The sequence below is a fragment of the Pseudomonas sp. IzPS59 genome (assembly GCF_014863505.1).
GTDB classification, from domain to species: domain Bacteria; phylum Pseudomonadota; class Gammaproteobacteria; order Pseudomonadales; family Pseudomonadaceae; genus Aquipseudomonas; species Aquipseudomonas kribbensis.
This window is the reverse complement of the sequence record NZ_CP062251.1, coordinates 4,370,662-4,392,053: the sequence shown is the minus strand read 5'-3', so window position 1 is coordinate 4,392,053 and position 21,392 is coordinate 4,370,662. Positions and strand designations below refer to the sequence as shown.

Here is a 21,392-nt window from a genome sequence, read left to right as displayed (position 1 = left end):
ATCCATAACGGTGCGATCTGAGAACTGCGACACGCCGCCGCACTCGTCCATGCGCCCAGCCCCATTGGCGATCCAGCCTGCCGACTAATTATTTCAAGACGTCATCCGTTCTCATTGGTGAATGGATCCGGGTACGCAGCCCCGGACCTACCGCATTCCAATGCCTTGCACGGTCGGCGAAGACCGTGTCCCGCATGCCTCTCATGGGCGTGCCGCAGCCAACCCGATTCCACCAGCAAGCCGAATTCAGGCAGGAAACCTCATGACCGACGCGTTCGAACTTCCCAGCACCCTGGTCCAAGCCCTCCAGCACCGCGCGGCCCTGACGCCGGACCGGCTGGCCTTGCGTTTTCTCGCTGAAACCGAGGAGCAGGCTGTGGTGCTCAGTTATCGCGAACTCGATCAGCGTGCGCGCACCATCGCGGCAGCGTTGCAGGCCGAGGCCGGATTCGGTGATCGCGCGGTGCTGCTGTTCCCGAGCGGCCCGGATTACGTCGCGGCGTTTTTCGGTTGCCTGTACGCGGGCGTGATCGCGGTGCCGGCTTATCCGCCGGAATCGGCCAAGCGTCACCATCAGGAACGCCTGCTGTCGATCATTGCCGACGCCGAGCCGCGCCTGTTGCTGACCAGCGCCGACCTGCGTGACGCCTTGCAGCAAATCGAAGGCGCGCCGCCGCTGCTGTGCGTCGACACCCTCGACAATGCGCTGGCCGAACGTTGGGTCGAACCGAACCTGCCGCAAGACCACATCGCCTTCCTGCAATACACCTCTGGCTCCACCGCGCTGCCCAAAGGCGTGCAAGTCAGCCACGGCAACCTGGTGGCCAACGAACTGTTGATCCGTCACGGCTTCGGCATCGACGTGAATCCTGACGACGTAATCGTCAGCTGGCTGCCGCTGTACCACGACATGGGGCTGATCGGCGGTCTGCTGCAACCAATCTTCAGCGGCGTGCCGTGCATCCTGATGTCGCCGGCGTACTTCCTCGGCCGGCCATTGCGCTGGCTCGAAGCGATCAGCCAATACGGCGGCACCATCAGCGGCGGGCCGGACTTCGCTTATCGTCTGTGCAGCGAGCGGGTCAGCGAGTCAGCGCTGGAGCGTCTCGACCTGAGCCGCTGGCGCGTGGCCTATTCCGGTTCGGAGCCGATCCGTCTCGACACCCTCGAACGTTTCGCCGAAAAATTCACCCCGTGCGGTTTCAGCGAAAGCAGTTTCATGGCGTCCTACGGCTTGGCCGAAGCGACCCTGTTCGTCGCCGGCACACCGCGCGGCACCGGCATTCCGGCGCTACGTGTGGACGATCAAGCCCTGGCACAGAACCGCGCCGAGCCGGGCGAGGGCAGCGCGATCATGAGTTGCGGCATCAGCCAGCCCGAGCATGCGGTGCTGATCGTCGAGCCGGGCAGCCTCGAAGAACTGGCCGACAATGCCGTCGGTGAAGTCTGGGCCGCTGGCCCGAGCATCGCCCTCGGCTACTGGCGCAACCCCGAGGCCAGCGCCAAGACTTTCGTCCAGCACGCCGGCCAGACCTGGCTGCGCACCGGTGACCTGGGCTTCATCCGCGACGGCGAACTGTTCATCACCGGTCGCCTGAAAGACATGCTGATCGTGCGCGGTCACAACCTCTATCCGCAGGACATCGAGAAAACAGTCGAGAACGAAGTGGAGGTGGTGCGCAAGGGGCGCGTTGCTGCATTCGCGGTCAATCAGAATGGTGAAGAAGGCATCGGCATCGCGGCGGAAATCAGCCGCAGCGTGCAGAAAATCCTTCCGCCCGAAGCGCTGATCAAAGCCATCCGCCAGGCCGTGGCCGAGGCTTATCAGGAAGCGCCGAGCGTGGTGGTGCTGCTCAATCCCGGAGCGCTGCCGAAGACCTCCAGCGGCAAGCTGCAGCGTTCGGCCTGCCGCAATCGTCTGGCTGACGGCAGCCTCGACAGCTACGCGGTGTTCCCGTCGGCCACGGCTGAAACCAGCGAATCGACCGCGTCCGCCTCCGAACTGGAAGCGCTGATCGGCAAGGTCTGGGCCGAGCAACTCAACGTCAAACAGGTCAACGCCGACGATCACTTCTTCCTGCTCGGTGGCAACTCGATTGCCGCCGCCCAAGTGATTGCCAAGGTGCGCGAAGAACTGAGCCTGGAGCTGAACCTGCGACTGTTGTTCGAAGCGCCAACCCTGTCCGCGTTCGCCGCTGCCGTGGCGCAACAGCAACAGGACGGCGGCAGCGCCCAGGGCGAAATTACCGCGTTGTCGCGCACCGAAGCATTGCCGCAATCGCTGGCACAAAACCGTCTGTGGATCACTTGGCAACTCGATCCACACAGCAGCGCCTACAACATTCCCGGTGCCCTGCGCCTGCGTGGCGAACTGGAGGAAGACGCCCTGCGCGCCAGTTTCCAGCAACTGATCGAACGCCACGAATCCCTGCGCACACGTTTCTTCGAACGCGACGGCGTAGCCCTGCAACAGGTCGAAGCGGCGGGTGAATTCAACCTGCAACTGATCGACATCAGCGACCTGCCGGCCAGCGAACGTGAAGCCCGGGCACAACAGATCCGCGAAGACGAAGCCCGTACCCAGTTCGATCTGGAGAAAGGCCCGCTGCTGTGGGTGACGCTGGTTCGCCTCGACGACGAAGATCACCAGTTGCTGGTGACCATGCACCACATCATCGCCGACGGCTGGTCGTTGAATGTGCTGATCGACGAATTCTCACGGCTGTACGCCGCTGCTTCCCAAGGCCAGCGCGCGGAACTGGCACCGCTGCCGACCCAATACGCCGACTACGGCAGTTGGCAGCGCCAATGGCTGGCGCAAGGCGAGGGTGAGCGGCAACTGGCGTACTGGAAGGCGCAGTTGAGTGATGAGCATCCGACGCTGGAACTGGCGACCGACCATCCACGTTCTGCCAAACAAACTCACAGCGCTGCACGCCATAGCGTTCGTCTGGGGATCAGCCTCAGCGACGCGATCCGCCAGACCGCCCAGACCCATCAGTCCACGCCATTCATGCTGCTGCTCTCGGCGTTCCAGAGCTTGCTGCATCGCTACAGCGGTCAACGCGACATTCGCATCGGTGTGCCCAATGCCAACCGTCCGCGTCTGGAAACCCAGGGCCTGATCGGCTTCTTCATCAACACTCAGGTACTGCGCGCCGACGTCGATTCACGTCTGCCATTCACTGAACTGCTGGCGCAAACCCGTCAGGCTGCGCTCGGTGCGCAGGCCAATCAGGACCTGCCGTTCGAACAACTGCTCGAAGCCTTCCCGCAGGCCCGCGAACAAGGTCTGTTCCAGGTCATGTTCAACCATCAGCAACGCGATCTGAGCGCACTGAAGCGTCTGCCGGGTCTGCTCGCCGAAGAACTGCCGTGGCACAGCCGCGAGGCCAAGTTCGAACTGCAACTGCACAGTGAAGAAGACCGCAACGGTCGCCTGACGCTGTCGTTCGACTACGCCGATGAGTTGTTCGATGCTGCGACCATCGAGCGTCTGGCCGAGCATTTCAGCAACCTGCTGCGCGCTATCTGCGAACGTCCGGAGCAGGCCATCGGTGACCTGCCGCTGCTGACCGCCACCGAACACACTCAGCAAAACGCGTGGAGCATCGCCCCGTGCAACCCGGCGCAGCAATGGTTGCCGGAATTGCTGAATGAACAAGCACGACAGACGCCTGATCGCACCGCGCTGGTGTGGGACGGCGGTAGCCTCGACTTCGCCGAACTGCACGCCCAGGCCAATCGTCTCGCCCATTACCTGCGTGACAAAGGTGTCGGCCCGGACGTGTGCGTGGCCATCGCCGCCGAGCGTTCGCCGCAATTGCTGATCGGCCTGCTGGCGATCATCAAGGCCGGCGGCGCCTACGTGCCGCTGGACCCGGATTACCCGGCCGATCGTCTGGCCTACATGCTCAGCGACAGCGGCGTCGAACTGCTGCTGACCCAGACTGCATTGCTCGACCGCTTGCCGGCCAGCGAAGGCGTCAGTGTGATCGCCATGGACACCCTGCACCTGGAAAACTGGCCGAGCCAGGCACCGGGCCTGCACCTGCACGGCGACAACCTCGCCTACGTGATTTACACCTCCGGCTCCACCGGCCAGCCGAAAGGCGTGGGCAACACTCACGCGGCGCTGGCCGAACGTCTGCAATGGATGCAGAACACCTATCGCCTGAACGACACCGACGTGCTGATGCAAAAGGCGCCGATCAGTTTCGACGTGTCGGTGTGGGAATGCTTCTGGCCGCTGATCACTGGTGCGCGCCTGCTGATCGCCGGCCCCGGTGAACACCGCGACCCGCATCGCATCGCGCAGCTTGTTCAAGAATACGGCGTGACCACGCTGCACTTCGTGCCGCCGCTGCTTTCGCTGTTCATCGATGAACCGTTGAGCGCCGAGTGCACCAGTCTGCGTCGCGTATTCTCCGGCGGTGAAGCGCTGCCGGCGGAACTGCGCAACCGCGTGCTGGCGCAACTGCCGGCGGTGCAACTGCACAACCGTTATGGCCCGACTGAAACCGCGATCAACGTCACCCATTGGCATTGCGGCGTGGCCGATGGCGAGCGTTCGCCGATTGGTCGTCCGCTGGGCAACGTGGTCTGCCGCGTGCTCGACAGTGATCTCAATCCGGTGCCGGCCGGTGTGCCGGGTGAGCTGTGCATCAGCGGCATCGGCCTGGCCCGTGGTTACCTCGGTCGACCGGCGCTGACCGCCGAACGTTTCGTGGTCGATCCGCTGGGCGAGCAGGGTGCGCGTCTGTACCGCACCGGTGACCGCGCACGCTGGACGCACGATGGCGTGATCGAATACCTCGGCCGTCTCGATCAGCAGGTCAAACTGCGCGGTTTCCGTGTCGAGCCAGAAGAGATCGAAGCGCGTCTGCTGGCTCAGGACGGCATCGCTCAGGCCGCCGTGCTGGTGCGCGAAACCGTCGCCGGCCCGCAACTGATCGGCTACTTTACTGCAACCGATGCCAGCGAAGATCAGGACGCGCAAACCGCTCGCCTGAAAACCGCACTGGCCGCCGAGTTGCCGGAATACATGGTCCCGGCGCAATTGATGCGCCTGGAAGCAATGCCCCTGAGCCCGAGCGGCAAACTCGACCGCCGCGCCTTGCCCGAGCCGCAATGGCAGGTACGTGAACATGTCGAGCCGGTCACCGAACTGGAACAACAGATCGCCGCCATCTGGCGCGAAGTGCTGGGCCTGAAACAGGTCGGCCTGAGCGACGACTTCTTCGCCCTCGGCGGTCACTCGCTGCTGGCCACGCAAATCATCTCCCGCACCCGTCAGGCCTGCGACGCCGAGTTGCCGCTGCGTGCCTTGTTCGAACACAGTGAACTGGGTGATTTCGCCGAACAGATCCGCCAGATCCAGGCCAGCGGCCGCACCAACAAACAGCCGCCGATCGACAAGGTTGATCGCAGCAAACCGGTGCCGCTGTCCTATTCCCAGCAGCGCATGTGGTTCCTCTGGCAGATGGAGCCGGACAGCCCGGCGTACAACGTCGGCGGCATGGCGCGCCTGCGGGGTGTGCTGGATGTCGGGCGTTTCGAGGCGGCGCTGCAAGCGTTGATCCTGCGCCACGAAACCCTGCGCACCACGTTCCCGAGCGTCGACGGCGTGGCCCGTCAGCAGGTGCATGCCGAGACCGGCGTGTGCATGGACTGGAAGGATTTCTCGAAATTCGCCGCCGACGTGCGCGAGCAGAAAGTCCAGCAACTGGCTGACGACGAAGCGCATTTGCCGTTCGATCTGGAGACCGGCCCGCTGCTGCGCGCCTGCCTGGTCAAGACCGCCGAGCACGAGCATTACTTCGTCCTGACCCTGCACCACATCGTCACCGAAGGCTGGGCGATGGACATCTTCGCCCGGGAACTCAGCGCGCTGTACGAAGCGTTTGTCGATGACCGCGATTCACCGCTGGAACCGTTACCGGTGCAGTACCTCGACTACAGCGTGTGGCAGCGCAACTGGCTGGAGTCCGGCGAGCGTCAGCGTCAGCTCGACTACTGGACCGCGCAACTGGGGCGCGAACATCCGCTGCTGGAGTTGCCGGGCGACCGTCCGCGTCCGCCGGTGCAAAGCCACCAGGGTGAACTGTTCCGTTTTGACCTGAGCGACGATCTCGCCGCGCGCGTTCGGGCATTCAACGCGCAGAACGGTCTGACCCTGTTCATGACCATGACCGCCGCACTCGCGACCTTGCTTTACCGCTACAGCGGCCAGACCGATCTGCGTATCGGTGCGCCGGTGGCCAACCGTATACGTCCGGAAAGTGAAGGGCTGATCGGTGCGTTCCTCAACACTCAAGTGCTGCGTTGCCAGCTCGACGGCCAGATGTCGGTCGGCGAGTTGTTCGAGCAAGTGCGCCATACCGTGATCGAAGGTCAATCCCATCAGGACCTGCCGTTCGATCATCTGGTTGAAGCCCTGCAACCACCGCGCAGCGCCGCGTACAACCCGTTGTTCCAGGTGATGTGCAACGTGCAGCGCTGGGAATTCCAGCAGAGCCGCATGCTCGCCGGGATGACTGTCGAGTACCTGGCCAACGATGCGCGGGCGACCAAATTCGACCTCAACCTGGAAGTCACCGACCTCGACCATCGCCTCGGTTGCTGCCTGACTTACAGCACCGACCTGTTCGATGAGCCGACCATCGCGCGCATGGCCCGGCATTGGCGCAACCTGCTGGAAGCGCTGATCGCCAACCCGCAACAACGCCTCAGCGAGTTGCCGCTGCTCGATGCGCCCGAGCAACAACAATTGCTCGACAGCCTTGGCGTCGAGCCGGGCGAGCATCGTCTCGACCAATGCATCCACCACCTGTTCGCCGAACAGGCGCTGGCGCGCAAGGATGCACCGGCCCTGACCTTCGCCGGGCAGACTCTGAGCTATGCCGAACTCGACGCCCGCGCCAATCGTCTGGCCTGGGCCCTGCGTGAGCGCGGTGTAGGCCCGCAAGTGCGTGTCGGTCTGGCGCTGGAGCGTTCGCTGGAAATGGTCGTCGGCCTGTTGGCGATCCTCAAAGCCGGCGGCGCCTATGTACCGCTGGATCCGGAATACCCGCTCGACCGCCTGCATTACATGATCGAAGACAGCCGCGTCGGCCTGCTGCTCAGCGACCGGGCAATGTTCAAAGCCCTCGGCGAACTGCCGTCGAACGTGGCGCGCTGGTGCCTGGAAGACGACAGCGCCGCGCTGGCCGATTACCCGGCCACCGAACTTCCGTTCATCAGCCTGCCGCAGCATCAGGCGTACCTGATCTATACCTCGGGTTCCACCGGCAAGCCGAAAGGCGTGGTGGTGTCCCACGGTGAAATCGCCATGCACTGCCAGGCGGTGATCGAGCGCTTTGGCATGCGCCCGGACGACTGCGAGCTGCATTTCTATTCGATCAACTTCGACGCCGCCACCGAGCGCCTTTTGGTGCCGCTGCTCAGCGGTGCGCAGGTGGTGCTGCGTGCGCAGGGTCAGTGGGACGCGGAAGAAATCTGCGGCCTGATCCGCGAACATCGCATCAATATTCTCGGCTTCACCCCGAGCTACGGCAGCCAGTTGGCGCAGTTCCTCGCCACGCAAAACGACATCCTGCCGGTGCGCATGATCATCACCGGTGGCGAAGCGCTGACCGGCGAACACCTGCAACGGATTCGCGCAGCGTTCAAGCCGAGCCTGTTCTTCAACGCCTACGGCCCGACCGAAACCGTGGTCATGCCGCTGGCCAGTCTGGCGCCGGAAGTGTTGGAAGAGGGCGCCGGCAGCGTGCCGATCGGCAGCGTGATCGGTGATCGCGTGGCCTACATTCTCGACGCCGACCTGGCACTGGTGCCGCAAGGTGCGACGGGTGAATTGTTCGTCGGTGGTGCCGGTCTGGCCCAGGGTTATCACGACCGCGCCGGCATCAGCGCCGAGCGTTTTGTCGCTGACCCGTTCGCCGCCGATGGCGGGCGCATGTACCGCACCGGTGACCTGGTGCGCCAGCGCGCCGACGGTCTGGTGGAATACCTTGGGCGGATCGACCATCAGGTGAAGATCCGTGGTTTCCGTATCGAACTGGGCGAGATCGAAACCCGCCTGCTCGATCACGACTCGATCCGCGAAGCGGTGGTGCTGGCGCTGGATGCGCCGAGTGGCAAGCAACTGGTCGGCTATCTCGTGACCGAGGTCGCTTCGCGAAGCGAAGCCGAGCAAGCCGAACTTCGCGAAGCGCTGAAGACGCACCTGAAGACGCAACTGCCGGATTACATGGTGCCGACCCATCTGATCCTGCTGGCCAGCATGCCGCTGACCGCCAACGGCAAGCTCGACCGCCGCGCCTTGCCGGCACCGGACCCGGAGCTCAATCGTCAGGATTACGTGGCGCCAAGCAACGAGCTGGAGCAGACCCTGGCGCAGATCTGGTGCGAAGTGCTCAACGTCGAGCAGGTCGGTCTCAACGACAACTTCTTCGAACTGGGCGGTGACTCGATCCTGTCGATTCAGGTGGTCAGCCGGGCACGGCAGCAGGGTATTCACTTCAGCCCGCGCGATCTGTTCCAGCACCAGACCGTGCAGACCCTGGCCGCTGTCGCGAGCCGCAGTGAAACCGTGACCGCCGAGCAGGGTCTGGTGACTGGTGAATCGCGTCTGACCCCGATCCAGCACTGGTTCTTCGACACCGAGATTCCCGAGCGTCAGCACTGGAACCAGGCGTTGCTGCTGGAGCCGACGATGGCGCTGGAACCGCACCGTCTGGAACAGGCGCTGCTGGCGGTAATCGAGCAGCATGACGCCTTGCGCCTGCGCTTCACCGAGGCCAACGGCACATGGCAAGCAACCCATCAACCGGTCACCGATGCCGCCGTGCTGTGGCAAGTCCGGGTACCTTCGATGGACAAGTGCGCTGCACTGTTTGCCGACGCCCAGCGCAGTCTCGACCTTGCCCAAGGCCCACTGCTGCGTGCGGTGCTGGTCGATGGGCCGGACGCCCAGCAACGTTTGTTTATCGCGATTCATCACCTGGTGGTCGACGGTGTGTCGTGGCGCGTTCTGCTCGATGATCTGCAAACCGTGTATCGCCAGCTCGACGCCGATCAGTCGGTGAAACTGCCGGCGAAAACCAGCGCCTTCAAGGACTGGGCGGCACGCTTGCAGGCCTACGCCGGCAGCGAATCCCTGCGCGAAGAACTGAGCTGGTGGCAGGCGCAACTGGCCGGCTCGAACGCCGAGTTGCCGTGCGAACGTCCTGAGGGTGGTCGCGAGAATCGTCACGCGCAAATCGTCAGCGTGCGTCTGGATGCAGAAAAAACCAGACAACTGCTGCAACAGGCCCCGAGCGCCTACCGCACGCAGGTCAACGACCTGTTGCTGACTGCGCTGGCCCGCGTGCTGTGCCGCTGGAACGGTCAGCCGTCGGCACTGATTCAACTGGAAGGCCACGGCCGCGAAACCCTGTTCGACGAAATCGACCTGACCCGTACCGTCGGCTGGTTCACCAGCGCCTATCCGTTGCGTCTGACCCCGCACAACATCGAAGAAGCCGCGGGGCAGGGCGCTTCGATCAAGGCGATCAAGGAGCAACTGCGTGCCGTGCCGCACAAAGGCCTGGGTTATGGCGTGCTGCGTTATCTGGCCGATGACGCCAGCCGTCAGAGCATGGCGGCATTGCCGAACGCGCCGATCACCTTCAACTACCTCGGCCAGTTCGACCAGAGCTTCGGCAACGAAGCGCTGTTCCGTCCGCTGGATGAATCGGTCGGTGCCGCCCACGATCCGCACGCACCGTTGCCGAACGAGTTGAGCGTCGACAGTCAGGTGTACGGCGGGGAGCTGCTGCTGCGCTGGACCTTCAGCGCCGAACGCTACGACCCGCAGACCATCAACGAATTGGCCGATGCCTACGTCGGCGAGTTGCACAGCCTGATCGAACATTGCCTGCAAGACGAGGCCGGTGGCCTGACGCCGTCGGACTTCCCGCTGGCGAAACTGACCCAGGCCCAGCTCGACGCACTGCCGGTGCCGGCGGCGCACATCGAAGACGTGTACCCGCTGACGCCGATGCAGGAAGGCATGCTGCTGCACACCTTGCTCGAACCGGGCACCGGTCTGTACTACATGCAGGATCGCTACCGCATCAACAGCGAACTCGATCCTGAGCGTTTTGCCCAGGCGTGGCAGGCTGTGGTCGCCCGTCACGAAGCGCTGCGTGCGTCGTTCTGCTGGAACGTCGGCGAAGACATGCTGCAAGTGATCCACACCCCGGGTCGCACGCCGATCGAGTACCTGGACTGGAGCGCCATCGCCGACGCCGAGCAGGAGCCGAAACTGCAAGCGCTGCTCAAGGCTGAACGCGAGGCCGGGTTCGATCTGCTCAATCAGGCACCGTTCCACCTGCGCCTGATCAAGGTCGGCGCGGCGCGTTACTGGTTCATGATGAGCAACCACCACATCCTGATCGATGCCTGGTGCCGCTCGCTGCTGATGAACGATTTCTTCGAGATCTACACCGCTCTCGGTGAAGGTCGCGAAGCACAATTGGCGGTGCCACCGCGCTACCGCGATTACATCGGCTGGCTGCAACGCCAGAGCCTGGCCGAGGCGCGTCAGTGGTGGCAGCAGAACCTGCAAGGGTTCGAGCGCACCACGCCGATCCCGAGCGACCGGCCGTTCCTGCGCGAACATGCCGGCGAAAGCGGCGGCATGATCGTCGGCGACCGCTACACCCGACTGAATGTCGAGGACGGCGCCCGTCTGCGTGAACTGGCCCAGGCCCATCAACTGACCATCAACACCTTCGCCCAGGCGGCGTGGGCGCTGGTGCTGCGACGCCTGAGCGGTGATCGCGACGTGCTGTTCGGCGTGACCGTGGCCGGGCGCCCGGTGGAAATGCCGGAGATGCAACGCACTGTTGGCCTGTTCATCAACAGTATCGCGCTGCGGGTGCAGATCCCGGCGGACGATCAGCGTGCCAGCGTGCGTCAGTGGCTGAGCGCTCTGCTCGACAGCAACATGCAGCTGCGCGAGTACGAATACCTGCCGCTGGTGAACATCCAGGAGCAGAGCGAACTGCCGAAAGGCCAGCCGCTGTTCGACAGCCTGTTCGTGTTCGAAAACGCCCCGGTGGAAGTCTCGGTGCTGGACCGTGCGCAGAGCCTCAACGCGACCTCGGATTCGGGCCGTACTCACACCAACTTCCCGCTGACAGCCGTGTGCTATCCGGGCGATGACCTGGGCCTGCATCTGTCTTACGACCAGCGTTACTTCGACGAGTCGACCATCGAGCGCATGCTCGGCGAGTTCAAGCGTCTGTTGCTGGCGCTGGTCGACGGCTTCCATGGCGACATGGCTGACCTGCCGCTATTGGGCCATGAGGAACAGGATTTCCTGCTCCACGGCTGCAACCAGAGTGAGCACGACTATCCGCTGGAGCAGAGCTACGTCGAACTGTTCGAAGCGCAGGTTGCGGCGCATCCGCAACGCATTGCCGCCAGTTGCCTCGATCAGCAACTGAGCTATGCCGAGCTGAACCAGAACGCCAACCGACTCGGCCATGCACTGGTCGCGGCCGGGGTGCAGAGGGATCAACCGGTGGCGCTGCTGGGCGAGCGCAATCTGGATCTGCTCGGCATGATCATCGGCAGCTTCAAGGCCGGTGCCGGTTACCTGCCGCTGGATCCGGGTCTGCCGAGCCAGCGTCTGCAACGCATCATCGAACTCAGCCGCACGCCAGTGCTGGTGTGCACCGAGGCTTGCCGTGAACAGGCGACGACCTTGCTGGATGAATTCAGCTGCGCCAACCGCCCACGCCTGTTGGTGTGGGAAGAGGTTCAGGCCGGCGCGGTGTCGTCGGCGAATCCTGGCATCTTCAGCGGCCCGGACAATCTGGCCTACGTGATCTACACCTCGGGCTCCACCGGGTTGCCGAAAGGCGTGATGGTCGAGCAGCGCGGCATGCTCAACAACCAGTTGAGCAAGGTGCCTTACTTGAACCTGAGCGAAGCCGATGTGATCGCCCAGACCGCTTCGCAAAGCTTCGACATTTCGGTCTGGCAGTTCCTCGCCGCGCCGCTGTTCGGGGCGCGGGTGGACATCGTGCCGAACACCATCGCCCACGATCCACAAGGTTTGCTGGTGCATGTGCAACAGCAGGGCATCACCGTGCTGGAAAGCGTACCGTCGCTGATTCAGGGCATGCTCGCTTCGGATCGCCTGAGCCTCGACGGCTTGCGCTGGATGCTGCCGACCGGTGAAGCAATGCCGCCGGAACTGGCGCACCAATGGCTGCTGCGTTATCCGGAGATCGGGCTGGTCAACGCCTATGGCCCGGCGGAATGCTCGGACGACGTAGCATTCTTCCGCGTCGATATGGCCTCGACTCGCGGCAGTTACCTGCCAATCGGTACGCCGACCGACAACAACTTGCTGTATCTGCTCGATGGCGCGCTGGATCTGGTGCCGCTGGGTGCGGTGGGCGAGTTGTGCGTGGCGGGCACCGGTGTCGGTCGCGGTTATGTCAGCGATCCGCTGCGCACCGCGCCGGTGTTCGTGCCGAACCCGTTCGGTGCGCCGGGCGAGCGTCTGTATCGCACTGGCGACCTGGCGCGCCGCCGCAGTGACGGCGTGCTGGAATACGTCGGCCGGGTCGACCATCAGGTGAAGATTCGCGGTTACCGCATCGAATTGGGTGAAATCGAAGCGCGTCTGCACGAACAACCGGAAGTCCGCGATGGTGCGGTCGGTGTGCAGGAAGGCGTGAATGGCAAGCATCTGGTCGGCTACCTTGTCGCTGCAGATTCCGCACTGAACCCGAGTGAACGACTGGAACGAATCAAGCAGCGCCTGCGCGCCGAATTGCCGGAATACATGGTGCCGCTGCACTGGTTGTGGCTCGACCGTCTGCCGCTCAACGCCAACGGCAAACTCGACCGCAAGGCACTGCCGGCGCTGGAGATTGGCCAGTTGCAGAGCCAGGATTACCTGGCGCCGCGCAGCGAACTGGAACAAACCCTGGCCGATATCTGGGCCGAGGTGCTGAAGGTCGAGAAGGTCGGGGTACGCGACAACTTCTTCGAACTCGGCGGCCACTCGCTGCTTGCTACGCAGATCGCCTCGCGGGTGCAGAAAGCCCTGCAGCGGGACGTGCCGCTGCGGGCGATGTTCGAGTGCAGCACGGTGGAGGAACTGGCCGAGTACATCGAAGGGCTGGCGGCCAGTGACATTACCGAGGAGAAGGTGGATCGGTTGAATGATCTGATGGCGGAACTGGAGGGTTTGTAGTCTTCAGCGCTGCGCGTTCAACACCATTCAACCTGTACATTCGCGTACATTTCCAAGGTTGACGATCGAGAACCGGCAGCTCAGTCTGCCGGTTCTCTTTTTTACCGTGCAGGTGAATCGATGGCTTTCTTCGAGGTTGACGGACAAGCGCTTCATTACATTGATCAAGGCACAGGCCCGGCGGTGTTGCTGGCCGGCAGTTACCTGTGGGACCAGGCCATGTGGGCACCGCAAATCGCAGCGCTGTCGCCGCACTATCGGGTGATTGCGCTGGATCTGTGGGGCCATGGTGAGTCCGGATGTTTGCCTGAAGGCACCACATCGCTGGATGACATCGCACGTCAGGCACTGGCCTTGCTCGACCATCTGGAGATCGACCGGGTGACGCTGGTGGGACTGTCGGTCGGCGGCATGTGGGGCGTGCGCCTCGCGCTGTCGGCACCGCAGCGGCTCAATGGTCTGGTGCTGATGGACACCTATGTCGGCGTCGAGCCGGAACCGACCCGTCAGTATTACTTTTCGCTGTTCAAACAGATCGAGGAAAGCGGCGGGATCTCCGAGCAGTTGCTCGACATCGTGGTGCCGATCTTCTTCCGTCCGGGCATCGACCGGGAGTCCGCGCTGTATCAGGGTTTCCGCGCAAAACTCGCCGGCTATTCCGCCGAACGCTTGCGTCAAAGCATCGTGCCGATGGGGCGAATCACCTTTGGCCGTGATGATCTGCTGCCGCGTCTGGGTGAGCTGAATGCGGCAGCAACGTTGGTGGTTTGCGGCGATCAGGACAAACCCCGTCCTCCGTCGGAAGCACAGGAAATGGCCGAACTGATCGGCTGCCCGTGTGTGCTGGTGCCGGAGGCGGGGCATATCTCCAATCTGGAGAATCCCGGGTTTGTGACGGAGGTTTTGTTTACTTTTTTGAACGAGCGCAACCGCTAGAGCGAATCTCTCTTCGCGAGCAGGCGCCCGTTCAGGCGCCTGCAAACCAGGCGTTACATCGGCCCGAGAATCTTCGCCAGCTTGTCCGGCGTCGGCGCGCCTTGCTGTTGTTGCAGTTCACCCTTGTCGTCCATGTAGAAGATCGCCGGGGTGGCCTGCAATTCCAGATCTTCCATCAACTGCATGTTCGCTGCGAGTTTGGTCTGCACGGCGGCCGGAATATCCTTCATGGCCTTGAGCGTGCTGGACTTGCCGGCCTTCTCGTGATCGTCCAGGGCCTTGGCCGGGTCCTTGGCCGCCAGCAGCGCGGCGGATTTGGCCGGGCTGTCTTCGCGGATGATGCCGACCATGATGTGCCGCAACTGCACCTTGCCGGCCTTGACCCAAGGGCGGGCCTGTTCCCAGAACATGTTGCAGTACTGGCAGTTCGGGTCGCTGAACAGGTACACCGTACGCGGTGCGTCCTTTTTGCCGTCCTGAATCCAGTTGCTCGCCTCGAACTTGGCCCAGACTTCTTTGGCCATCGGTGCGTACACCAGTTTTTGCAGCGGTGCGCTGCTCAGGTCGTTGCCGTCGGCGTCGTACAGATTGCCCAGCAGCACATGCTTGCCGTCCGGCGTCAGGTACAGGGCCATGCCACGGTTCTGGTATTGCGCGGCGTAACCGCGCAGTCCGTCGGGCGCGTCGAACTGGCCGACGATTTTCGCGCCCTTGGCTTCGATCTTCTTGATCGCGTCAGGCAATTGTTCAGCGGCCTGCACCGACGGCAAGTGCAGCAGGGCGGCGCCCAGAGACAGCGTCAACAGGTGGCGGAGGCGGGGCATGGCAGTTTCCTTGCAGAGGTGGCCGGTGCGGCGTTCGTAGTCGGATTCGGGGTGTCGAAGTTTTCCAGGGCCCGGGCCAGACTGGCGTTCGACAATTCGCCCAGATGGCTGGCCAGCAATTGGCCGTCAGGGCTATAGAACAGCGTAGTCGGCAATGCCATGGAACCCACGGCCTGACCCAGATGCCCGCTGCGGTCGAACAGCACGTTGTTCAGGCTCAGGCCCTGGGTTTCGAGGAAGGTCGCGACGCTTTGCATGCTTTCGGCCTGGTTGACGAACAGGAACGTCAGGTCCGGGCGTTGCTGCTGGGCGTTTTCCAATACGGGCATTTCCCGGCGACATGGCGGGCACCAGGTGGCCCACAGGTTGATCACCAGCGGGCCGCCCTGATAGTCGGCGAGTTTCACGGTTTCCCCGGCGGCGTTGCGCAGGGTGATGTCCGGCAGGCGTGTGCCTTGCTCATAAATGTTCAGCGACAGGGTCGCCAGTACCCAGAACGCCACACCGCTGGCTACACCGAAACCCAGCGGTCGACGCAAACCCGGCCGACGCCAGCCGCGATACAGCGCCGCCAGCAACAGCACGATCACCCCCGGCCAGGCGAGAAAGCCGCCATCGCGCAGGTCGATGATCTGCCACGGATCGTTGCGATAGTGACCCCAGTACACGGCGACAAACGCGATGCGCGCCGCGAGCATGCCCAGCAGAAACAGGCTGAACAGCGCCGACTCGGGGTTATCGCCACCGCGTTTGGCCACCCGCCAGCCGACGAATGTTGCCAGCGCCAGGGCGCTGATCAGCAGCAGGTGGTTGAGCGCAATGGCAAAGGTGCCGAGGGTGAAGGTCAGCATTAACGGGCATCTCGGGTGGTGGTCCAGCGTTGCAGGAAGGTGTCGGCATCGACCTCGCCGGTGATGCGCTGGCTGCGGCGCTCTTCACCGTCGGTGCCGATCCACACAAAACTCGGTGGCCCCGGCACCTTGTAGCGGCCGAGCAGCTCGCGGCTGGCGGCATTGTCATCGGTGACGTCGAGGCGCAGTAAACGCACATCGCTCAGGGCCTGCATCACCCGCGCCTGGCCAAACACTTTTTTCTCCATGACTTTGCACGACGTGCACCAGTCGGCGTAGTAATCGAGCAACACCCACTGACCCTGAGCCTTGGCGGCGTCGAGTTCACTCTGCAGGGCCGCCGGATCCTTGATCGTAATGAATGCTTCGTGACCATTCGGTGCCGCCGTGCCGGTGCGTCCGGCGCTATACACCTGCAATGGTTGAAACGGATCATCACTACCGCCCGCTGCACCCACCACCAGCAAACTGCCCCACAGTCCCAGCAACAGCGAGCTGGCGCCGAACAACTGGGCCACCCGGCCGAAGCCTTCGGACTGTTTCCAGGCGCTGTAGGCCGCGATCAGCAGCAGCGCGCCGCACAGTGCGAGCCACAGCGACGAGTCCAGCACCGGACGCAGCATCAACACCGCCGTGCCCAGGAACAGGAAGCCGAAGACGCCCTTGAGCAGGTTCATCCACGCACCGGGTTTCGGCAGGAAGCGATTGCCGACCGTCACCAGCACCAACAGCGGGATGCCGATACCGATGCCCAGGGCAAACAGGATCAAGCCACCGTGCAGGGCATTGCCGCTTTGCGCGATGTAGAGCAGGGCACCGGCCAGCGGTGCGGTCATGCACGGGCCGACGAGCAGGCCGGACAACGCGCCCAGTACACCCGCACCGACCAGGCTGCCGCCGCTGCGACTGCGCGAGGCGTGCTCCAGTCGATCACGCACGGCCACCGGCAATTGCAGTTCAAAGAAGCCGAACATCGGCAGCGCCAGAATCACGAACACCGCCGCGAACGTCCCGAGCAACCATGGGTTTTGCAACCAGGCCTGAAGGTTTGCTCCCAGCAGCGCCGCGATCACGCCCATCGCCGCATAAACCAGCGCCATGCAAACCACATAGCTGCTGGCCAGCGCGAAACCACGACGTGGCGTGGCACCGCTGCCGACCACCATGCCCGCCAGAATCGGCAGCATTGGCAACGAACATGGCGCAAAGGCCAGCAACAGGCCGAGCCCGAAGAACACCAGCAGGCTCCAGCCCAGCGAATGCTGTTGCAGGCCGCTGGCCAACGCTTGATCCTGTGCCTCACCGGTCGCCGCAGCGGCCGCTTTGCCACCGAGGTCGATCACCCGGGTCTGTGGCGGGTAGCACAGGCCGGCATCGGCGCAGCCCTGATAACTGACCTTGATCTGGCCTTTGGCTGCCGCCGGGATTTTCAGTTCAAGACCCTGACGATAGACCTGTTGCTCACCGAAATACTCGTCGCTGTGGGATTCGCCTTCGGGCAGCGCCGGAGCGTTTTGCGCCGCCAGCCCGTCGAATTTCAGGCGTTTCTGATACAGGTAGTAGCCGTCGGCGATCTGCCAGAACAGTTGGGTTTCACCGGAATCCAGACGTTCGGAGGTCAGGACGAAGGCCTTGTCGACCGGGAGAAATTCCGGTTTTGTCGCAAAAGGATCGTTCCCTGCTTGGGCCAGACCCGAAATCAACAGTGCAAACAACAAAAAAATATGACGCATGGTGGAGCCTTGTCCCTGTGCAAGTGATGAACACGATGGGCGGCAGCGATTAACCGATGATTAACCGGGCATCTCCATGCGTAGAACCTGCGCGACGCTACAGCATTGCAGACGGTTTGGGGAGTCAGAGGCCCCGGGTCAACCCGGCGAATCTGCCACTGACATTGTGCACGCCTCCCTCGACCCGGCCTTTTTGCATGTTGTAGGTCACGAACTGGTCATTGGTCAGGAAGATGTACCAGAGGTTGTCGCTGAAAGTAGGATCAACTTGAGCCGCAGTAACAAGACGATGTTTATAAGGTGCAAGTCCGGGCAATACCGCTATGGGATCGTGCTTTACTTGTTGCTTTATAGTATCGAATGTCAGATGAGTTCCGTCATTCAACAGGAAGCGAAACAGGGATTTTTATCCGAGCGCTTCCAGCCATGTACCGGCGATGATTCTTTCAAAGTAGGGCAGGATCGGCGTCCAGAGAGAGTTGGAAAGATTGTAAAAGGCGTCAATCTTGTTTTTGTCCTGGTCATAGGCACACACCCATGGCTTATCGCCGTTGTTAAAGAACAACCAGATAATATCCTTGTCGCCCGCCAGTGTTTGGGTGAATCCGAAGCGTAGATGCTTGACATGGGCATCGAACCTGTCCCAGTTGCCCTTGATCGGTTGCGGATAATCATCGGATATTTTTTCGTCGCCATTGTCGTAGCGGGAATAGGTGTCGTTATCTTTGAGGAAGAAATAAATACGGTCGGTGCCGGAGCGCCAGTCGATGGCGACAAAGTTTTTAAGTTTGGACATTTGATCTTTTTTCTTAATTAAGTGGTGATTGTTTGGTTGGTTGTTGTTTGTGTTGCGTTGAAAGGTTATCGCGGTAAATAACGTCTGTGCATTACGTAGATGTTTGCTGTTTGTGTCGGGTGTGATTTATTGGGTTGATAAGTTGTTTTCTTGGTTTTTTAGTTGGTGGCGCAGTAGCTCGTGTTGGAAAAGAAGTTTTCCGTAGCCGCATGATTCGGGATCGTGCTTTTCCTTGGCACAAACAGTGCCCATAATTGCCGCTTAATCCTCTCCTGCTTGACTCGTGTTTTTTCTCATGGAGCTCCCATGCACGTACTGGTTTGCGAAGACGATGAGTTGATCGCCAGCGGCATCGTCGCCGGGCTGACGGCTCAGGGCTTGACGGTCGAACACGTCAACACCGCCTCCAAGGCCCGGGCGATCCTCAAGGTCGCCGAATTTGACGTGATGGTGCTCGACCTCGGTCTGCCGGACGAAGATGGGCTAAAACTGTTGCAGCAACTGCGCCAGCAAGGTCTGGAAATTCCCGTACTGATCCTCACCGCGCGGGACTCGGTGACCGACCGGGTCGACGGCCTGCAGTCCGGCGCCGACGATTACCTGCTCAAGCCGTTCGACCTGCGTGAATTGTTTGCCCGTCTGCAAACCCTGTTGCGCCGGGTGGCCGGGCGCAGCGTCAACCTGATCGAGCACGGCGCGCTGACCTACGACCCGAGCAGCCGTGAAACCACGCTGGCCGGCCGTTCGGTGGACCTGTCCCGCCGCGAACAGTCCCTGCTGCAAGCCCTGCTGCACAACCGTGGCCGGGTGCTGTCCACCGAGCAATTGAAGGACAGCGTCTACGGTTTCAGCGATGAGCTGGAGAGTAACGCCCTCAACGTGCACATCCATCACCTGCGCAGCAAACTGGGCAAAGGCATCGTTGAAACCGTGCGTGGTCTCGGTTATCGCCTGGGCCCGGCCGATGGTGGAGAACCCGACAAGTGATGAGTCTGCGCCTGCGCCTGAGCCTGACCCTCGGCGCCGCATTCGCGCTGATCTGGGCACTGGCGGCTGCCTGGATGCTCAGCGACCTGCGTAACCAGATGATGTTTTCCCTCGACCAGCGGCTGGTGGCCTCGGCGCGAATGGTCGCCGGGCTGCTGGAGCAATTGCCGGCAATTCCGAGCAAGGGCGAGGGCACCCATTTCAGTGCCGAACAGTTGAACATTCCCGGCGGCATGGCCTGTCAGGTCAGCTCGTTGCGTGGCGAGATCCTCGCCCGCAGCCACAACAACCCGGAGCAGGCACTGGAGGCGCAGAAAATGGGCTTCCACGATCAGATGATCGATGGCGCGCCGTGGCGCACGTTCACCCTGGCCCGGGGCGATGTGCGGATCACCACCGCCGACCGGGTGATCGAACGCGAAGCCCTGAACATGTCGATCCTGCTGGCGGCCTCGGTGCCGGTGGGCGTGGCGCTGCTCGGCTGCCTGTGCCTGCTGTGGCTGGGGATCGGTCAGGGCCTGGCACCGCTCAATCGCTTGCGCGAAGCCTTGATGCGCCGCAATGCCGACTCCCTCGAACCGTTGCAGTTGCAGTCATTCCCCAGCGAACTGAAACCGCTGCTGGAAACCCAGAACCAACTGTTCCAGCGCATCGGCAAGACCATCGAGCGTGAACGTCGCCTGACCGGTGACGCCGCCCATGAACTGCGCAGCCCGCTGACGGCGATCAAGACCCACCTGCAAGTGGCGCGCATGACTGACGGCAACGCCCGCGATCAGTCCCTGGCCCGGGCCGAGGAGGGCGCCGACCGCCTGCACCGAACCCTCGAGCAATTGCTGTTGCTGGCCCGGGTCGAGGGCAGCCTGTCGTTCGACGACGGGGTGCAGTGCAGCGCCGAGCAAGTGGCAAGACTGGCGATTCAGGACTCCGCCAGCGACGAACGTCAGAGAATCAAACTGCACCTGCCTGAAAAACTGTCCAGTGCACCGCTGCAAATGCCGGCGGTGTTGTCGATCGCAGCCTTGCGCAACCTGCTCGATAACGCCCTGCGCCATACCCCGACCGAGGGGGCCGTGGAGCTGAGCCTGGAAACCATCGGCAACCGCGTGCGTTTCGTGGTGCGCGATCACGGGCCGGGAATTGCACCGGACGATCTGCAACACCTGACCCAACGCTTCTGGCGCAACGGCCAGAGCACCGGTTGCGGGCTCGGGCTGGCGATTGTCCAGGCGATTGTCCAGCGCTGTGCCTGTACCCTGCATTTCGACAGTCGCCCGGATGGCTTGCGGGTCGAACTGACCATGCCGCTGCAACCGGCCTGAGCCCGGCACATCAAATGTAACTTCTCTCCATTGGTCATTCGCCGGGCGCGCCGCTATTGTCGCCCCAGCCTTTGACTCAATGGATTGAGGTAACAGCGCCATGGATGCATCCATCTACATTTGCCCGGCCACTGCGGCCGATACCGGCATCATCAGTCGCATCGTCGAGCGCTCGATCCGCGTCGGTTGCGCACTCGATCATCGTAACGATCCACACCTCGTAGACGCCTGGATTCGTCAGCAATCGACGGAACACATCAGCGCCTGGCTGGCCGACCCACAGCGCTACCTGAACATTGCGTTATTGCAGGACCGTCCGGTGGGTGTCGGCATGGCGCTGGCCAATGGCGATATCACGCTGTGTCATGTGCAGCCGGAATGGTTTCGCCGGGGCGTGGGCCGGGCGCTGATGACTGACCTTGAAGGCTGGCTGCTGACTCGCGGCAGCGCCCGTTCCGTGCTCACCAGCACTCGCACCGGTGAAGCCTTTTATCGACGTCTGGGTTATCGCGAATCGGCGCCGCCGCTCATTCGCCACGGCATGCGCAGCCTGCCGATGCACAAGTCGCTGCCGCTGTCGGCATGACAACTCGCTCAAGGGTGTAAATCCTCGACGTGCTGGTGCGTTTCCAGAACAGGAAAACCTGCATGTGCGCCCCGGGACCGGAACGCGCACCTGTGC

General features: G+C 62.6%; 9 protein-coding genes. 5 read left to right on the top strand and 4 right to left on the bottom strand.

The genetic code is table 11. The annotated features are described in order from the left end of the window. Nucleotides 1-262: 262 nt before the first annotated feature. Both IF189_RS19600 and IF189_RS19595 read left to right on the top strand, forming a co-directional pair. A complete protein-coding gene (locus IF189_RS19600; protein WP_192552119.1) occupies nucleotides 263-13,261 on the top strand; it encodes a non-ribosomal peptide synthetase in 12,999 nt (4,332 codons plus the stop codon). 120 nt (nucleotides 13,262-13,381) lie between these two features. Further along, nucleotides 13,382-14,197 carry an alpha/beta fold hydrolase gene (locus IF189_RS19595; protein WP_134827633.1) on the top strand — a complete coding sequence of 272 codons (816 nt, stop codon included), beginning with the start codon at nucleotides 13,382-13,384 and terminating at the stop codon, nucleotides 14,195-14,197. A gap of 53 nt (nucleotides 14,198-14,250) precedes the next feature. Here IF189_RS19595 and dsbG read toward each other — a convergent pair whose 3' ends face one another. The 4 genes from dsbG to IF189_RS28890 all read right to left on the bottom strand — a co-directional run bounded on the left by dsbG (nucleotide 14,251) and on the right by IF189_RS28890 (nucleotide 18,401). Then, a complete protein-coding gene (gene dsbG / locus IF189_RS19590) occupies nucleotides 14,251-15,021 on the bottom strand; it encodes a thiol:disulfide interchange protein DsbG (protein ID WP_134827632.1) in 771 nt (256 codons plus the stop codon). After that, nucleotides 14,997-15,872, bottom strand: coding sequence for a TlpA disulfide reductase family protein (locus tag IF189_RS19585; RefSeq protein ID WP_134827631.1), 876 nt, complete (start codon nucleotides 15,870-15,872; stop codon nucleotides 14,997-14,999). Before IF189_RS19585 ends, dsbG begins: the two co-directional genes overlap by 25 nt. Continuing rightward, nucleotides 15,872-17,605 carry a protein-disulfide reductase DsbD gene (gene dsbD / locus IF189_RS19580; RefSeq protein ID WP_134827630.1) on the bottom strand — a complete coding sequence of 578 codons (1,734 nt, stop codon included), beginning with the start codon at nucleotides 17,603-17,605 and terminating at the stop codon, nucleotides 15,872-15,874. Before dsbD ends, IF189_RS19585 begins: the two co-directional genes overlap by 1 nt. Nucleotides 17,606-18,011: 406 nt before the next feature. Then, complete coding sequence (locus tag IF189_RS28890) at nucleotides 18,012-18,401, bottom strand: hypothetical protein (protein WP_225739915.1); 390 nt, start codon at nucleotides 18,399-18,401, stop codon at nucleotides 18,012-18,014. Nucleotides 18,402-18,707: 306 nt separating this feature from the next. On the opposite strand from IF189_RS28890, the gene IF189_RS19570 reads away from it, so the two are divergent. The 3 genes from IF189_RS19570 to IF189_RS19560 all read left to right on the top strand — a co-directional run bounded on the left by IF189_RS19570 (nucleotide 18,708) and on the right by IF189_RS19560 (nucleotide 21,296). Continuing rightward, the gene (locus tag IF189_RS19570; protein ID WP_114884486.1) at nucleotides 18,708-19,388 is read left to right on the top strand and encodes a response regulator; all 681 of its coding nucleotides are present in this window, start codon (nucleotides 18,708-18,710) and stop codon (nucleotides 19,386-19,388) included. Beyond that, nucleotides 19,388-20,710, top strand: a complete 1,323-nt coding sequence (locus tag IF189_RS19565) for an ATP-binding protein (protein ID WP_134827628.1) — start codon at nucleotides 19,388-19,390, stop codon at nucleotides 20,708-20,710. The genes IF189_RS19570 and IF189_RS19565 overlap by 1 nt, the downstream gene beginning before the upstream one ends. 100 nt (nucleotides 20,711-20,810) lie before the next feature. After that, on the top strand, nucleotides 20,811-21,296 hold the full coding sequence (locus IF189_RS19560) for a GNAT family N-acetyltransferase (RefSeq protein ID WP_134827627.1): 486 nt from the start codon (nucleotides 20,811-20,813) through the stop codon (nucleotides 21,294-21,296). Nucleotides 21,297-21,392 lie beyond the last annotated feature (96 nt).

Coding starts and splice junctions, on each gene's coding strand:
- IF189_RS19600 (WP_192552119.1), top strand. CDS start 263: ATGACCGACGCGTTCGAACTTCCCAGCACCCTGGTCCAAGCCCTCCAG.
- IF189_RS19595 (WP_134827633.1), top strand. CDS start 13,382: ATGGCTTTCTTCGAGGTTGACGGACAAGCGCTTCATTACATTGATCAA.
- dsbG (WP_134827632.1), bottom strand. CDS start 15,021: ATGCCCCGCCTCCGCCACCTGTTGACGCTGTCTCTGGGCGCCGCCCTG.
- IF189_RS19585 (WP_134827631.1), bottom strand. CDS start 15,872: ATGCTGACCTTCACCCTCGGCACCTTTGCCATTGCGCTCAACCACCTG.
- dsbD (WP_134827630.1), bottom strand. CDS start 17,605: ATGCGTCATATTTTTTTGTTGTTTGCACTGTTGATTTCGGGTCTGGCC.
- IF189_RS28890 (WP_225739915.1), bottom strand. CDS start 18,401: ATGTCCAAACTTAAAAACTTTGTCGCCATCGACTGGCGCTCCGGCACC.
- IF189_RS19570 (WP_114884486.1), top strand. CDS start 18,708: ATGCACGTACTGGTTTGCGAAGACGATGAGTTGATCGCCAGCGGCATC.
- IF189_RS19565 (WP_134827628.1), top strand. CDS start 19,388: ATGAGTCTGCGCCTGCGCCTGAGCCTGACCCTCGGCGCCGCATTCGCG.
- IF189_RS19560 (WP_134827627.1), top strand. CDS start 20,811: ATGGATGCATCCATCTACATTTGCCCGGCCACTGCGGCCGATACCGGC.